This window comes from Hymenobacter roseosalivarius DSM 11622 (assembly GCF_900176135.1).
In the GTDB taxonomy this organism is placed as follows: domain Bacteria; phylum Bacteroidota; class Bacteroidia; order Cytophagales; family Hymenobacteraceae; genus Hymenobacter; species Hymenobacter roseosalivarius.
Genome location: NZ_FWWW01000074.1, coordinates 1 through 15,193 on the forward strand (window position 1 = coordinate 1; position 15,193 = coordinate 15,193).

11 protein-coding genes are annotated in these 15,193 nt (G+C 57.2%); 4 read left to right on the top strand and 7 right to left on the bottom strand.

All coding sequences use genetic code 11. From position 1 onward, the window contains the following. Positions 1 to 39: 39 nt before the first annotated feature. The 3 genes from B9A24_RS12425 to B9A24_RS12435 form a co-directional block, all read right to left on the bottom strand. Positions 40 to 921 (bottom strand): SDR family oxidoreductase, encoded by an 882-nt coding sequence (locus tag B9A24_RS12425; RefSeq protein ID WP_084446328.1) that lies wholly within the window; start codon positions 919 to 921, stop codon positions 40 to 42. A gap of 76 nt (positions 922 to 997) precedes the next feature. Then, positions 998 to 1,867 carry a hypothetical protein gene (locus B9A24_RS12430; protein ID WP_084446330.1) on the bottom strand — a complete coding sequence of 290 codons (870 nt, stop codon included), beginning with the start codon at positions 1,865 to 1,867 and terminating at the stop codon, positions 998 to 1,000. A 216-nt stretch (positions 1,868 to 2,083) separates the two neighbouring features. After that, complete coding sequence (locus tag B9A24_RS12435) at positions 2,084 to 3,079, bottom strand: ComEA family DNA-binding protein (RefSeq protein ID WP_084446332.1); 996 nt, start codon at positions 3,077 to 3,079, stop codon at positions 2,084 to 2,086. A 238-nt stretch (positions 3,080 to 3,317) separates the two neighbouring features. Between B9A24_RS12435 and B9A24_RS12440 the strand changes: the two genes are divergently transcribed. From B9A24_RS12440 to B9A24_RS12455, 4 genes are all read left to right on the top strand, one after another. Beyond that, positions 3,318 to 3,926, top strand: coding sequence for a DinB family protein (locus B9A24_RS12440; RefSeq protein WP_084446334.1), 609 nt, complete (start codon positions 3,318 to 3,320; stop codon positions 3,924 to 3,926). A gap of 288 nt (positions 3,927 to 4,214) precedes the next feature. Further along, on the top strand, positions 4,215 to 9,980 hold the full coding sequence (locus B9A24_RS12445) for an alpha-2-macroglobulin family protein (RefSeq protein WP_084446336.1): 5,766 nt from the start codon (positions 4,215 to 4,217) through the stop codon (positions 9,978 to 9,980). Positions 9,981 to 10,003: 23 nt separating this feature from the next. Next, a complete protein-coding gene (locus tag B9A24_RS22340) occupies positions 10,004 to 10,420 on the top strand; it encodes an alpha-2-macroglobulin family protein (protein ID WP_262490596.1) in 417 nt (138 codons plus the stop codon). A 151-nt stretch (positions 10,421 to 10,571) separates the two neighbouring features. Further along, on the top strand, positions 10,572 to 10,988 hold the full coding sequence (locus tag B9A24_RS12455) for a hypothetical protein (RefSeq protein ID WP_143434922.1): 417 nt from the start codon (positions 10,572 to 10,574) through the stop codon (positions 10,986 to 10,988). Between the two features lie 137 nt (positions 10,989 to 11,125). Here B9A24_RS12455 and B9A24_RS12460 read toward each other — a convergent pair whose 3' ends face one another. The 4 genes from B9A24_RS12460 to B9A24_RS12475 all read right to left on the bottom strand — a co-directional run bounded on the left by B9A24_RS12460 (position 11,126) and on the right by B9A24_RS12475 (position 15,150). Next, a complete protein-coding gene (locus tag B9A24_RS12460) occupies positions 11,126 to 11,455 on the bottom strand; it encodes a 2Fe-2S iron-sulfur cluster-binding protein (protein ID WP_084446342.1) in 330 nt (109 codons plus the stop codon). Positions 11,456 to 11,649: 194 nt separating this feature from the next. Continuing rightward, a complete protein-coding gene (locus tag B9A24_RS12465; RefSeq protein WP_084446345.1) occupies positions 11,650 to 12,666 on the bottom strand; it encodes an NAD(P)/FAD-dependent oxidoreductase in 1,017 nt (338 codons plus the stop codon). 200 nt (positions 12,667 to 12,866) lie between these two features. Next, entirely contained in the window at positions 12,867 to 13,742 is an 876-nt protein-coding gene (locus tag B9A24_RS12470) for a hypothetical protein (RefSeq protein ID WP_084446347.1), read from the bottom strand. Between the two features lie 4 nt (positions 13,743 to 13,746). Continuing rightward, positions 13,747 to 15,150 carry an MBOAT family O-acyltransferase gene (locus B9A24_RS12475; RefSeq protein WP_084446349.1) on the bottom strand — a complete coding sequence of 468 codons (1,404 nt, stop codon included), beginning with the start codon at positions 15,148 to 15,150 and terminating at the stop codon, positions 13,747 to 13,749. Positions 15,151 to 15,193 lie beyond the last annotated feature (43 nt).

Consider the following 15,193-nt stretch of genomic DNA (forward strand, 5'->3'; position numbering starts at 1 on the left):
GGGCTTTTTAGGCGGCCGAAGTAGTGGTTTTGAAGCGGCCTAAGAAGCAGGCTGAAAATGGCGTTGGTAGTCGTGGGCAAACTGCTCGATGGTGTGGGGCGCATGGCCTGTAAGTTCCTGCACCGTGGGAGTGGTATCGGCCGCGTAGCCGGCCTTGCTGATGGCGTGCAGCTCCAGCAAAGCATCGGTCATCCAGGCTGGTAGCTGGGCCATTGCCTGCCGGGCAGCGACTTCGGGTACATCCACGTATCCCACTGCTTGGCCTCTGGCCTGACCGATAGCCTGCGCCACTTCCTGCCCGCTCAAAGCCGCTGGTCCGGTCAGGGTGTAGGCTTGGCCATTGTACTGGTTTATGTCGGCCGTCAGAATGGTGGCGGCTACCGCGGCAATATCGCGCACATCAATGTAAGCGACTTTGGCCTCCCCCAGGGGCAGGTAAAACTTGCTCTCGTGCCGGATGGACTCGCTGTATTGCTCCACAAAATTCTGCATAAAGCTGCTCGGCCGTAAGATGCTGTAGGCCAGGCCGCTTTGCTCCAAGTGCTTTTCTATGTCGCGGTGCCAGCGCCCTAGCTGAATTCCCGGCTCGGCCTCGGCCCCAGCCGCCGATAGCCGCACGAGTTGGCGCACGCCCGTCTGCCGGGCAATATCAATGAATTGCTTGCTGATAGCCACCTGATCGTCGGTGAAGGGCGTAATCATAAATACGCGCTCTACGCCGGTAAGCGCGACGTGCAGGGTTTCGGGCTTATGAAAATCCATTTCCACCAGCTGCACGCCGGAGGTAATGTGGCTGAACCGGTCGCCTTTGATAATAGAATGCACGCCAGCGCGCACTGTCACGCCACGATTGGCCAGGGCCAGAACCAGCTCCGAGCCCACGGTGCCCGTTGCGCCAGTAACCAGAATTGTATGAGACATTTGATAGGTGTTGAGGGGATGAAGTTGAAAGTGCAGGTAGCGAGTTGAATGTACTGATTGCTGCCCTAAGCGTTTATTATTTCTCCTTATAAGTAGCCCGGAAGATTTTACCCTTCTCATTGCTCAGTAAAAAATCGTGGTCGTTAATAAACACGATGGCTTCGGCCTGGCCGGTTTGGGGCATTGGCAGGCAGCTTTTGGCGCCATCAAACAGCTTAGTGCCCGCCGTGCGCTCAATCAGGTAAGTAAAACCGTAGCCCAGCAAAGCCACCGTCCGTCCATCGGGGCTGATATCGGCGGCCGTAATCCAGGTATTGGTTTGCATGCTGTCCACGAGGCGGGCAGTGTAAGTACCAGGCTGCGCGGGCAGCACATAATACTTAACCCATTTACCCTCCCCACGGTTTTTGGTAAATAGGTGCAGGCTGTCCTGATAAAAGAAAAATGCCTCACAGTCGAAGTTGCGGGCAATTTTCTTGGGCGGAAACTGGCGTTGGTCGGGGTACTCAAACTGAATGGTATCGACTTCCCGCAACTCAGGGCCGCTGAGGCGATAAATGGCCAAGTTGCGGCGCTTATTCTGGTTGTTGCCAAAGTCACCGATGTAGATGCGCCCGTCCTCATCCCGCGCCAGGTCTTCCCAGTCGATATTGGTCAGCGGCGCCAGATTCAACGCTTGCAGCCGGTCGCCCTGCATGGTTACTTTGTAGAGCTTAGCAGTATTGCCGCCGTCGCCGTGGGTCCAGAGGTCACCTTCGTCATTGGCAATTTCCAGCCCGGAGCTTTCCACTACCTGGGCTTTCGGCATGCGGCCCACCTGTTTTACCTGATACGTCTGACTAACCCGCTCAAAGTCGCCGCGCCCTTTGTCATTGGCGCAGCCGCAGAGGACAGTCTGAAAAAAAACGAAGAGGGGGAAAAGCTTGTCGCGTAGCAGGAAGGTCATGAGATAGGGAGTTAGCAAAACGCTGCGCGCTTTGCGCCTGAACTGTTGGCGTCCGGCGTTGGCCACCCATACGAAAAGCCTACCCAAATGGGCGAAGTAAGGCGCGAAAGGGCACAGGATTGACGTAGGCTACACGCTCTGCTGGTTAGTATGAAACCCCATGGCGCGCCTCAGCAAAGCTTTTCTAATGACTGCGCTCCCGCACGAGCACTAAAGCTAAAACCGCAGGTAAGGCTGAAGTTTTTCAAACGTGGCGTCGTCGAGGATACGGATTTTGCGCAGGTCAGTGGCTTGCTGGTACGGGCCGTGCTGCTGCCGGTAGGCTACCAGCACGCGCCCCAGGCGCAAGCCCACGTACGGATGGTCTTTCAACTCGGCCAGCGTGGCGTTGTTTACGTCAATGGGAGTAGGCGCAAAGCCCGCCGCGACGAACGTGTACTTGCGCAGGCTATCCACGAGGTCGGGGGGCAAATTATAGATTTCGCCCAGCTGCTCTTCCCGCGAAAAGCCCCCCAGGCGCGCCCGATACGCCACCACCCGGCCCGACAGCCCCCGCCCGATACCGCGAATCTGCATGAGCTGGGTGGTGTCGGCCGCGTTCAGGTCGAAGGGCGCCAGGTTGGTCGGCTTACGCGGAAACTTGCTGGCCGGGAAGGGCGCAGACCGCTCCGGGTAGCGGTTTTTGGAGGTGGCGTAAGCGGCGCGGACTGGCAGCTCATCGGGGAGCCGCATGTAAGGCGCGAGGCGAGCGTACACTGAATCGGCGAGGCCGTAAGTGCGACGTATTTGCGCTTTGGCTTTGAAGCCCCGAATAATGTCACGGTACTTCACCATGCGCTGGGCCACGTAGCGGGGTACCCCCCGCGCCTCCCAGTCCGTTGCCGACAAGGCATTTGGGTCGAAAGGAGCTAGGGCTACCTGCGCTACGGCTGGCTGGGGGGCTTTTCGGCGCGGATAGCGACTGGCGTAGATGCGGGGCTGACGGGCAGCGGCCAGCTCAGCGGCTAGCGCATCGAGCTGCCGTTGGTCAGCTTTGGGGTCGTAGTGGGGGAGGGCCGGCCGAAGCAGCTGAGGCAGCACGAGCCAAAGCACGAGCAGGAGCAATAGCACTGCAAACCCGGATGTCTCGCGGCGCGAGAATCCAAAATACCGCCGTACCGCGTCGCGCAGGGCTATATACGGGGCTTTGCGGGGACGCTGATGCTTAAGCACGCAGAAAACAGAATATACCTAAAAATTGATACTAGCTACTCACGTAAATCAAGGTTCGCATTTGCATAAATCAAGCCTTAAAGCAATCTGACCCAATCAATATCTGCGAAGGCGAGTTACAATAGCTGAATTACAGGCTTAGTAAGGAGTTCGGGCGCTGGCTAAAAAATTGGCGGAAACCGTTGTAGCCCGTATCATTACGTATCCGTTTTTCGTTCTGCCGCTCATACCTACACCTATGTCTTCCGCCGTCGTTCGTACCACTGAGTATTTCGATCAACTCGCCGCCGCCATGCATTCGGCTCGCGAGGTAGTGACGCAGCGGTTACGGCAGTTGAGCGAAGACCAGCTGAATCAACGTCCTTCGCCCGATACCTGGAGCGTGGGCCAGTGCCTGGAGCATCTCACCATCGTTGGGGGGCATCATCTGCCTATTATGGTGCGGAAAATTAAAGCGGCTATGGAGCGGGGCTCCAAGCCAGCCGACATCGTAAAGTCAGGCTTTGTGGGCCGGTGGCTCGTGCAGTCTATGCGTATTCCGGTTAGCCAGAAGGCTCTCAAAACGCCTCAGCGCTACGCGCCCAGTGGTAGCCGCCTGCCGCGCACGGTAGTAGAAGTATTTGGCCGTCAGCTTGATGAGATGCTGCACCTGATTGACCAAGCCCGGACCATAAACGCCAACCGCGTGCGCATTCCCAATCCGCTGATTCCCCTGCTCCAGTTGCGGCTCACCGATGAGTTTGCCTTCCTGCTGGCGCACCTTGAGCGGCATATGGCGCAGATAGAGCGCGTGCTGCAAGCTACCAAGCGCCCCCAGGACGAAGCAGAGGCCAAACCAACAGAGTAGCAGGTAGTGATGATGCTCGTGCTCCGGCAGGGGAAGTAACTCAGCGGCCGCGCGGGGCAGAAATGCCGTGAGTACACGCGGATAATAATGGTGCACATGAAGAAACGCATATTTGCGTTTCTGCCGCGTTTGGGCTGCGCAAACAGTGTTTATAAGATCTCAATCTTAGTGGAAGACCACTTATAGATACATAGTCAGCAAAAAACAGATGGCTGCTTATGGAATCAGGGCAGTTCGCGCATCTGGTTTCTACCAACTTATCCCGCAGCTTTCCCTTATCGTGCCCGTATGCGCCTCCTCAGCTTATTGTCTCTGCTGTTACTTGTCGTATTTAGCCCCCCCTCCACCTCGGCGCCCGACCCTAAGAAGTGGCGGCAGATTGACGCTCTGCTAGCCAAAGACCAAACCGAGTCCGCCGCTAAGCTAATCAACGAAATCTATCAGCAGGTCCGGCAGCGGCAGGATACGCCGGAATATCTGCGGGCGGTGCTGTATAAGCTGCGCGTACTGCAAGCCAAAGAGGAAGAAGCGGACGAAAAGGCAATTGCCCTGGTGGAGGCCGACCTGAAAACGGCCAAGTTTCCGGCGCGCCCTATTCTGCATAGTCTGCTGGCCCAGCTCTACGCCACGTATTACGACGAACACCACTACCAGCTCTACGACCGCACCACCCAAGCCCCTTCTGACTCTGCCGACGCGGATATCCGCACTTGGGATGCGGCCCGCCTAGGCAGCGCCGTGGTGCGCCACTACCGCGCTTCCGTGGCCGACGAGCCCCAGCGCCAGCAGCAACTAACTTCGAAGGAGCTAGGCTACACCGTGCGCCTGGGCGATGCGGAAGGCCAAACGCGCCGCCCCACGCTCTACGATTTGCTGGCGCATCGGGCCGTAGATGGCTTAGGAAACGATGAGTTTTATATCACTAAGCCGGCTCAGCAGTTCGAATTGCAGGACAAAGCCCTGTTCAGCCCCGCCGCCGAGTTTGTTCGCCTCAAGCTGACCGTGCCGACTGCCGATTCTTTGAACGGGCAATTTCATGCGCTCCAAGTATTACAGGCGCTCACCGCGTGTCGGCTGCAGGAGGCCAAAAATCCGGCTGCCTTAGCCGATGTTGAATTAAAGCGCCTGCGCTATGTACACGAGCACACGGAGCTAGTCAACAACGACGAGCTGTACCGCGGTGCCCTGGCCCGTAGCGCGGAAACCTTCAAGGCCCTGCCGATATCAACGGAGTTTCTGGTTGCGCAGGCGGAGAGCCTCCAGGAAAGTCAGCCGGCTCAGGCTCGAAACCGAGCTTTGGAAGCCGAAAAACGCTTCCCCAAGTCGCGTGGGGGGCAAAATGCGCTGGCTTTGCGTCGGCGTATTGAGGCCGTGGAAGTTGCCTTCACCACGGAAGAGGTGCTGCTGCCCAAGCAGCCGTGGCTGCTGAAGCTGGAGGTGCGCAATGTCGCTACGCTCTACGCGAAGGCGTATCGGGTGAGCAACGCCTTGGCCATCCGCCAGCAGGAGCGACCCGAACTATATCAAAACCAATCGTTTCAGAAAATATATGCCCGTGCGCTGGCCGCTGCTCCTGCCGCCGCCTGGACGCTGAGCGTGCCTGGCCCGGCCGATTATAAGAACCACTCGGTACAATATTCAGGGCCGGCGCTGCCGCTGGGTCAGTACCTTATCGTGGTGAGTACGGCGGCTGAAAACCCTACGCAGAAGCGGGCCGGAGTTACGACCGTATTCACGGAGCTGAGCGTGAGTGAGCTAAGCCAGGTTCGGCGGAGCGCCGGCACTCAGGAAGGACCGGAGCTGCTGGTAATGCACCGCCAAAGCGGTCAGGCGCTGGCTGGGGTGCAGGTGCTGCCCTTTTTTCGTTATTACGACCAACCCAGCCGGGAATATAAGGGCCGTCGGGGGGCGGTGCTCACGACCACTGCCGAAGGCCTGACGCAGGTACCAATGGGAATGACGACGGGGCAGAATACCCAACTCGGCGCCATGCTGCTCACCAAAGGGGCCGACTCGCTGCTGGTACAGGAAAACAACTATTACTTCCCGCGCCGCAGCCGCAACTCGCAGCCCGAGCAGCCGCAGCGCCGCACGTTTCTGTACACTGACCGCGCCATTTACCGGCCCGGCCAGACGCTTTATTTCAAAGGCATTCTGACCGAAAGCACCGCTGGTAAATCCCGCCTGCTAACCCAACTGCCCATATCGGTGCGGCTGGAAGATGTGAATGGGCAAACTGTGCAGACCCTGCCTTTCACGACCTCCAGGTTTGGCTCTTTTCACGGTTCTATCGTGCTGCCTACGGGCCTCTTGAATGGCGAAATGAGCCTGCAAACCGAATACGGCAACGTTAGCTTTGCGGTAGAAGACTACAAGCGGCCCACTTTCCAGGTCACGTTTGAGCCGGTGCAGGGCACGCCCGTGCTGGGGCAGGAGGTAACGATGCGCGGCAAAGCCACTGCCTACGCCGGCCAACCAGTTGATGGGGCCGTGGTAAGCTACCGCGTTACGCGCCGCACGCTGTGGCCCATGTTTAGCCGGGAGTTTGGCGGTGGCCGGCACGAAATGGAAATCCTGAGCGGTACGGCTCAAACCGATTCGGCGGGGGGCTTTTTGCTGAAGTTCACCGCGAAAGGGGAGGAAGCCAGCCAGCAGAAGCGTGGCCCCTGGCAGCCCGGCTACGTTTTTGAGGTAACCGCCGACGTCACCGACGCGGCCGGCGAAACTCGTACCGGCACGCAACGGGTGAGCATCGGCAAGGAAGCGCTGACATTGCGCCTGGAGCTGCCCGAACTGCTGAACCGCGAAAAAATGCCCCCCATCCGCCTGTTCAGCACCAACGCTACGGGCGAGGCACTGCCCGTCCGCGGTACGCTCCAGCTTTACCGACTCACGCCACCCGCCCGCGCTTTGCGCCCCAGAGCCTGGGAGCGGCCCGAACGCGAAGCCCTTAGCTCGGAAGAATTCAAGCGCCTGTTTCCGCTGGATGCCTACGCCCAGGAAGACAACGACAGCACCTGGACCCGTACGCTGGTGCTAACCCAGCCGTTTGATACCGAAAAATCGGTGCTACTGCCTGCACTGGCCGCCCCGCTGGCCCAGCAGGCGCCCGGCCGCTACCTACTGGAAGCCACGGTCGCGGCCAACACAACCGGTCAGCCAGCTAAGACGGAGCAGCGGTTTACGCTGTATGCACCCTCGGCCAAAACACTGCCTATTCCTACGTCTGATTGGTTTATCTCGCTTCAGGATAGCGTAGCGCCCGGCCAGCCCGCTCGCTTTCTGGTAGGTAGCTCAGAAGCGGGGGCGCGCATTTTGCTGGAAGCGGAGGCAAAAGGCGAGACGTTGCGCCACCAATGGCTCACGCTGGCGGCTGGCGAACAGCGCTTGGTAGAAATCCCGGTGCCGACTAGCCTCGGCGAAACGCAGCTATACGTGCACACTACCCAAGTGCGCGACAACCGCCTGTACACCCATACAGCTACGATGCAGGTAGCTACGCTGCCCACGCCGCTGGTGCTCAGCATCGCCACTTTCCGCGACAAGCTGCAACCCGGCCAGCGGGAAACCTGGCGCATTACCGTTCAGCAAGCGAACGGTAAGCCGGCCGACGCGGAACTGCTCGCCACGCTGTATGACCAGTCGTTGGATGCATTCCGCTCGCATTCGTTTCGGGAGCTGGAGTTTCCGAAGCCCTATTATCCGGCTATGCTGGCGTGGCAAGGCCGGTTTGATATGCAGGAGTCAGAAGGTCTGATGAATCAGACCATGTACGGGCCGAACGTGCGAAGTATTATTTATCCGCATATCAACTTGTGGGGCTTTGGGGAGGGTATTCTTATGTTGTATGAGCACAGCAGTGGCCTCGCGGAAGTAGTCGTGGCTGACGCTCTCGAAATTCCTGATCAAGAGGAATTAAAGGATAAATCAGTTAGCTCTCGGCAAAGAGAAAATATGGCTGTATCAAGTGCTTCCAAACTAACCACTGTAAGATTCACAGCTCCAGTTGTGAAGAAGGATGAAGAAGTAATAGGAAACCAAGCCAAGTCTGATCAGAATAAGCAACCCAATCTAGTTGCCATCCAGGCCCGCAAAGACTTCCGCGAAACCACCTTCTGGATGCCCGAGCTACGCACCAATGCTCAAGGCGAAACCGTGCTGGAATTCCAGATGCCCGAAGCCGTGACGCGCTGGCAACTGCTGGCCCTGGCTCACGACCAGCAGCTCCACTCTGGCCTGTTGCGCCGGGAGCTGGTCACGCAGAAGCAGCTCCAGGTAACGCCTAATGCCCCACGCTTCTTCCGCGAAGGCGACCAGCTGCGCCTCACCGCCAAGCTCAGCAACCTCACCGACCAGCCCATGCAGGGCACGGCCCAGCTGTTTCTGCTCGATGCCCGCACCCAGCAGCCTCTAGAAGGCGCTGTTCTCAAAAGCGCGGCGAATATTACGTTTGACTTAAAGGCCAACCAAAGCAACGCCCTCGCTTGGGACCTCGCCATTCCGGAAACCGCCGAAGGCCGGGCGCCCCTAGAGGCCATTACCTACCGCGTAGTGGCCCAAACCAGTGCCCCAAAACAAGCTAAGCGCAAAGCCAAAAAAGCCCCCCAAGCCATTTACTCCGATGGGGAGGAAAACACGCTGCCCGTGCTGCCGAACCGCCTGCTCGTCACGGAAAGCCTGCCGCTGCCGATAGTGGGGCCGGCCACGCGGGAGTTTGAGCTAAAAAAGCTGACCACCACCACCTCGCCCACGCGCCGTAACTACTCGCTTACGCTGGAAATGACGCAGAATCCGGCCTGGTACGCGGTGCAGGCCCTGCCTTATTTGATGGAGTACCCGTACGAGTGCTCGGAGCAAATCTTTAGTCGGCTGTATGCCAATCTGTTGGCGGCCAAAATCCTGCAAAGCAATCCACGCTTCAAAATGACCCTGGAAGAGTGGAAGCGCGCCGCCCAATCCGGTGATAAGGTGGCGCTGGCCAGCAAGCTGGAGCAAAACCAGGAGCTGAAGAATCTGCTGCTGCAGGAAACGCCCTGGGTGCGCGATGCCCAGTCGGAAACGGAGCGGATGCGCCGCCTCACGGAGCTGTTCGACGAGCCCCGCCTGCAAGCGGAAACTGCCCGCGCCCTCACCAAACTGGCCCAGATGCAGCAGCCTAACGGCGCCTTCCCCTGGTTTGAGAAGATGCCCGAAGACCGCTACATCACCCAGTTCATCGTGGCCGGATTTGGCAAGCTGACCAAGCTGGGGGCTTTCGATGCCAGCCAAAACGCGGCTGGGGGACAAATTTTGCGCAACGCGCTGCGCTACCTTGATGAGCAAATGCAGCGCGACTACGACAACCTGCGTAAGCAGCCCAAGGTCGACTTAAAGCAAAACTACCTCGCTGACCTACATATTCAGGCGCTATACGCCCGCAGCTTCTGGCCCAATGAAACCGTTGCCAAAGCCGCACAGCCAGCCTACGACTATTATCGGCAGCAAGCCGGTACCTACTGGCCCGCCCAAACCCGCTACCTGCAAGCCCTTACGGCGCTGGCGTTGCACCGCGGCAAAACGGCCCCCACCGCCGTGCGCGACATCCTGCAAGCCCTCACCGAGAACGCCCTACATTCCCCGGAATTGGGTATGTATTGGAAGGAAGTGCGCGGCGGCTACTATTGGCGCGAGGCTCCCACCGAAACCCAGGCTACCTTAATCGAGGCCTTCGACGAAGTGCAAAACGACCAGAAGTCGGTGGATGAAATGAAGCTCTGGCTGCTCAAGCAAAAGCAAACTCAGAACTGGGAAAGCACCCGCGCCACCGCTGACGCCTGCTACGCCCTGCTCCTGCGCGGCTCCGACTGGCTACAGCCCACCCAGCCCATTCAGATAGCGGTAGGCGGAGCGCCCATCCAGCCCACCGCCCAGCAAACCGGCACTGGCTACTTCAAAACTACTTTCCCCGGCGTCAGCATCAAGCCGGCCCAGGGGAAAGTAACCGTGAAAAAGACCGATGTGGGCGTGGCCTGGGGGCACTTTACTGGCAGTACTTCGAACAGCTGGACAAAATAACGTCCGCCGCCACGCCGCTGCGCCTGGAGCGGCAGCTCTTTCGGGAGCGGCGCACGGCGGCTGGCCTGGTGCTGGAACCGCTTACTGCCGCCGCGCCGCTGCGGGTAGGAGAGGCCCTGATAGTCCGCCTGACGCTGCGCACCGACCGCGCCCTGGAGTACGTGCACTTGAAGGACCAACGGGCCGCCGGTTTGGAGTTGATCAGTCAGGTATCGGGCTACCGCTACCAAGGCGGACTAGGCTACTATGAGAGCCCGCGCGATGCGGCGACCAACTTTTTTATTGGCTCCTTGCCTAAGGGAACCCATGTGTTTGAGTACCGATTAAGGGCGGCTCAAAGCGGCGATTTTTCGGGTGGATTAAGCCAGATTCAGTGCCTCTACGCCCCCGAATTTACGAGCCATTCGGTAGGCCAAAGGCTCCGGATCGGGGCTAACTAAGCTTCTTAGTTAGCCAAGGTTTTTTACCCCTAAAAACGGGCTCGACAGTGCGGAAAGGCTGTTTCCAGTGAGTTAAAGCCTATGCAGTCTTGTCTGCGCACCATTTAGGCCTTACTTTTGCGTCCTCTTAGCCTCTTTTAAAGCGATGCTGATGCGTAAAATATATGTGTTTGCCGGGCTGCTTTTGTGTAGCGCGCCGGTGTTTGCCCAAGGCAAGAAAACAACCCAGGTTCCAAAGTCTTCCGGTCACTTTACGGTACCTATTACACCGGCTTTGCCCGGCGAGGAAAAGCTCTCCGCCCGGGAGCGCGTCGAGCGGGATTTGCTGATGCCCGTGCGTCGCAAGCAAGCCGCCCTGACTTTGGAGGAAGCCAAACAAGCATCCGCCGAAATTACCGCCCAAGGTGTGGCAACAGCCGAAGCCAACGCCGCTGAGGAAGCCAAAAAAGCCCCCCAGCCATCGGCGATGGAATCGCCAGTTATCTTGACTACCGCTCAGCCTAAAGAGGCACCCGCCGTTAAGCGGAAGTCACCTATTAGTCATAAAAAGTTTCGTCGCCGTCGGTAGGTAGTAAACCATCCTCATTGATAATGAGAAGGTTGACAAGCCTCCATTTCATCATGCATAAAAAAGCCCCCCAGAGTGAGTCTGAGGGGCTTTTTTATGCATGATGGTGAGCCGAAAGATATGCCGAGTATGTGGCTTTAAATAATGGGCATCAAGCGTACCACCAAGCCATCTAGGCGGGGCGTGATGCGAATCTGGCAGGAAAGGCGGCTGCCGGGGCTGAGTACGGGCAGCGTCTCAAGCATGTACATTTCTTCGTCGCCGGGCTCATCGAGGGCGGGGCCGGCGAGTACTTCCACATGGCAGGTAGCACACAGGGCCATGCCGCCGCAGGTAGCCTGAATATCGTAGCCGCTGGCCTTGAGCACTTCCATCAAGCTGAGGCTCATATCTGTAGGGGCCTCTATTTCGCGCCGCTGGCCCGGCGCCTCCTCCACATACACTCGAACTTCGGTAGCGTCAGTCATTTAGTTGTTGGTCCTTGGTTGTTGGCTTCAGTTACTATCAGAGGTCAATAGTATCAAATAAAATCGTTGCCCAATAAAAAACATTGTCATCCTGAGGCACGAAGGACCTTCTCACGTCAGCACAAGTCGTTGGCACGCTTGTCGTTCTGCGTTGAGAAGGTCCTTCGTGCCTCAGAATGACACTGGATTTCTAATTACATGGTAGGCACCCCGTTCACGGTCGTGTACTTAAGCACGTATTTCTTATCCGGGAACATATACTTGTAAGCGCCCTGAGCCATCAGCGCAGCCTCATGGAAACCGCACAGAATCAGCTTGAGCTTGCCCGGATAGGTGTTGATGTCACCAATGGCGTACACACCCGGCACGGAGGTCGAATAGTCCAGCGTATCTACCTGCACCGCATCATTGTCTAAGCCCAGATTCCATTCGCCGATAGGGCCAAGCTTAGGCGTGAGGCCAAACAGCGGAATAAACGCATCCACGGGCAGGCTCTCGGTGGTGCCGTCGTTAGCTGTGATGGTCACGGCTTCCAAGTCATCAATGCCGTGTACGTGACTCACGTTGGACGACAGTACGAGACGGGCACGACCAGCTTCGTGCAGGTTTTTTACCTTTTCCGCCGAGTCGGCCGCGCCACGGAACGTGGTACCGCGGTGTACAAGCGTGACCTCCTTGGCAATATCAGCCAGGAAAATAGTCCAGTCGAGGGCCGAGTCGCCACCGCCGGCAATTACGATACGCTTGTCGCGGAAAGTTTCGGGGTCGCGCACCATATAGTACACGCCGCGGCCCTGCTCAAAGCGCTCCAACTCGCCTATGGCGGGCTTACGTGGCTCAAACGAACCCAGACCGCCGGCAATAGCCACGGCCTTGCACAGCACCTCGGTTCCATCAGTAGTGAACAGCTGAAACGAGCCGTCGTCGAGCTTCGCGAAGCCCTCTACCCGTTCGCCGAGCGTGAACGTGGGGTGGAAGGGCTCAATCTGGCGCATCAGGTTGCGCACCAGGTCGCCGGCCAGCACCTCGGGGAAACCGGGAATGTCGTAGATGGGCTTCTTGGGATAAATCTCGGTCAATTGACCTCCAACGGCGGGCAGCGCATCCACCACATGGCAGCGCAACTTCAACAACCCAGCCTCAAACACCGCAAACAGCCCCACCGGGCCAGCTCCGATAATACAGATATCGGTCGAAATAGTATTCAGCATGCAATCAAGAATCAGCGAAAAACAAACAAACGGCCCTCGGCCGCCTGACTAACAAACAAAGCCCCGGAATCGTTGGGTCCGCCGTCACGAATGATGCACGGTTACCACGCGTAGGCGTTGCGGGTGCAAAGATAAGTTCAGCCGACCGCGTTTTTGGTATTGGGGGGCAAAATGTGCTAGAGACGGGTAAGGAGTCAGAACTAACGCTTATGTTTCGCAAGTTGCTCCTGTAAAAAGTAGCTATACTTCGTGACGCTTTGTGCGTCCAGGTGAATGCCGTCGGCGGTTTGATAGGCAGCGCACGCTGGCCGGGGCACGTAAGAATAGGTGGCTTGGGGAAAATACTGTCGGAAAGCTACGCGAACAGCCTTTGCTCTCGGGGAATCGTCTAGGCGGCAATCGACCGGCATTTCGAAGAATACAACCCTTGCTCCCTGCTGCTCTAGTAAAGAGACAGCCTGTCTGAGCTTTCCGAGCTGCTGTTCAAAAACGCCGGGCGCCGGTGCTTGCGCATAGCGCTCCAGCTGCTTGGTCAGCAGCTCAGTGTAGCGAGATGCTTGCTGAGCAGAAGTCGCGGAGCCAGGAACAGCAGGGTCTGGGATGATGAAAGGCGCACGCAGCCTATCCAGAGTCATCTGTAGCTGCTCCACTACCACTGACAGCGGCTGTTTGTCGGCCCGCATCGACATAAATAGCCGCTTCGCGGGCTTCAGAACCGGATTATTGACTAGTCCGGTAAAGCTGGTGTTCTCCTCCCGGTCGATAAAGTTTATCTCAATCAGCACTGTGCGTGGAGGGCTTTTCTGCTTCATCACAATGGCCAGCCCATCCAGGGAGCTCAGCCCGTCCAGGGCCAGGTTGTATATTCCGGGTAGATTGCCCAGGTGCGAAGAAAGCGAAGAGCCCACCACCACGCCGTGCTCCTGCCGGTAATCGTACAGATATTTTTCGGCCTTGATCTGGTTGTCCTGCTGCTCTTTATGATGGGATATACTCCAGTAAGGCTTTACCTGAGCAATGAACACCGCGTAAAGAGCAAATATTACCCCCATAACCATGAGCGCTTTGACAACCATAGTCCTAGAACTGGAAATAGATAAAGCTGCCTGGATTACCGCTATTCACCAGAATCAGAAAGAGGAGCAGCCCGTAGCCAATGTACTCCAGCCGCACCACAGGTCGCCAGGCAGCTCTGGGCCGCACTACGTAATATAGGTGGTAGATCACTACTGGCAGCGAGTAAACCAGAATGCTGGAATTGATGCGCGTGGTACTTAGTGCGCCACTATTCTTCGCTACGCTCCGCACGAAGCTGATGACGTCTGCGAAATTGGGAAGCTTAAATAGCAGCCAGGCTAGCGTAACGAAAATAAATACGAGCAGGCCCCGCACAAGTTGGATAGCAGTGCTTTGGCTGGGACGGTCATAGCCGGCCAGCTTTTCCAGAGCCAGAGCTAACCCGTGACAAAGCCCCCAGATAGCGTACGACCAAGCCGCACCGTGCCACAGGCCTCCCAGAAACATGGTGAGAATCAGGTGCAGGTACGTGCGCGCTCTGCCCTTGCGATTACCGCCCAGCGGAATATAGAGGTACTCTAGCAGGAAGGTGGAGAGCGAGATGTGCCACCGTTTCCAGAACTCCTTGAAGGAAGTTGAAATGTAGGGGAAGTTGAAATTTTCCTGTAGCGTGTAGCCAAAGAGCTTACCTAGCCCAAGCGCAATGGCCGAGTAGCCGGCAAAGTCAGCAAAGATTTGAATCGAATACCCGAACAGCATGGTAAGCAGAGTCAGGCTCGAATAGTACTGATGATAAGGGAAGTCAAGTAAAAGCGTGAAATCCTTCAGGTTGTCAGCTACTACCATTTTAAGGAAATAGCCCACCACCAGGCACTTAAAAGCCGCTTCCCACTCAATATTTCGAAAATACTTGCGACTAATCTGCGGCAGGAAATCGTGCGCCTTCAGAATGGGGCCGGCTACCAGGTGCGGAAAGAAGGAGATGAAAAACAACGTCCGCTCCGCGTGTTTAGTAAACGTGAGGCCCTCACCTTCCCGCTGGCTAAATGCTTTGTTTTTATACAGATCTATCGTAAGGCTGATGCCCTCGAAAGTGAAGAAGGAAATGCCAATGGGCAGCGGGATAGTGAGCAAAAACCTGCCGATATCATTGCCGGAAGGCAAAAATGTGCGCGCGAAGAGCGGCGAGTATTTAAAGAAGGCCAGTATCGCCAGATTCAGCCCTACGCCCAGGGTAGCCAGCGCCTTTTTGCTGGTAGCATTGCCAAATAATACCCAGTAGCTAACCCCGGTATTGATGCCTGCCGAAAGCAGCAACAGGACTACCAGGGCTGGCTGGTCGTACGCGTAAAAGAGCATGCTGGCAATAATCAGAAGCTTTACCTGCGCCCGCGAGAATAACGGTAAGTAATAGAGGAATAAGGTGATAAGGCACAGCCCCAGAAATGCGAAACTGTTAAAGAGCATTCAATAGCACGTTAGGATAAGGAGGTGCCAAATATAAAGCGCC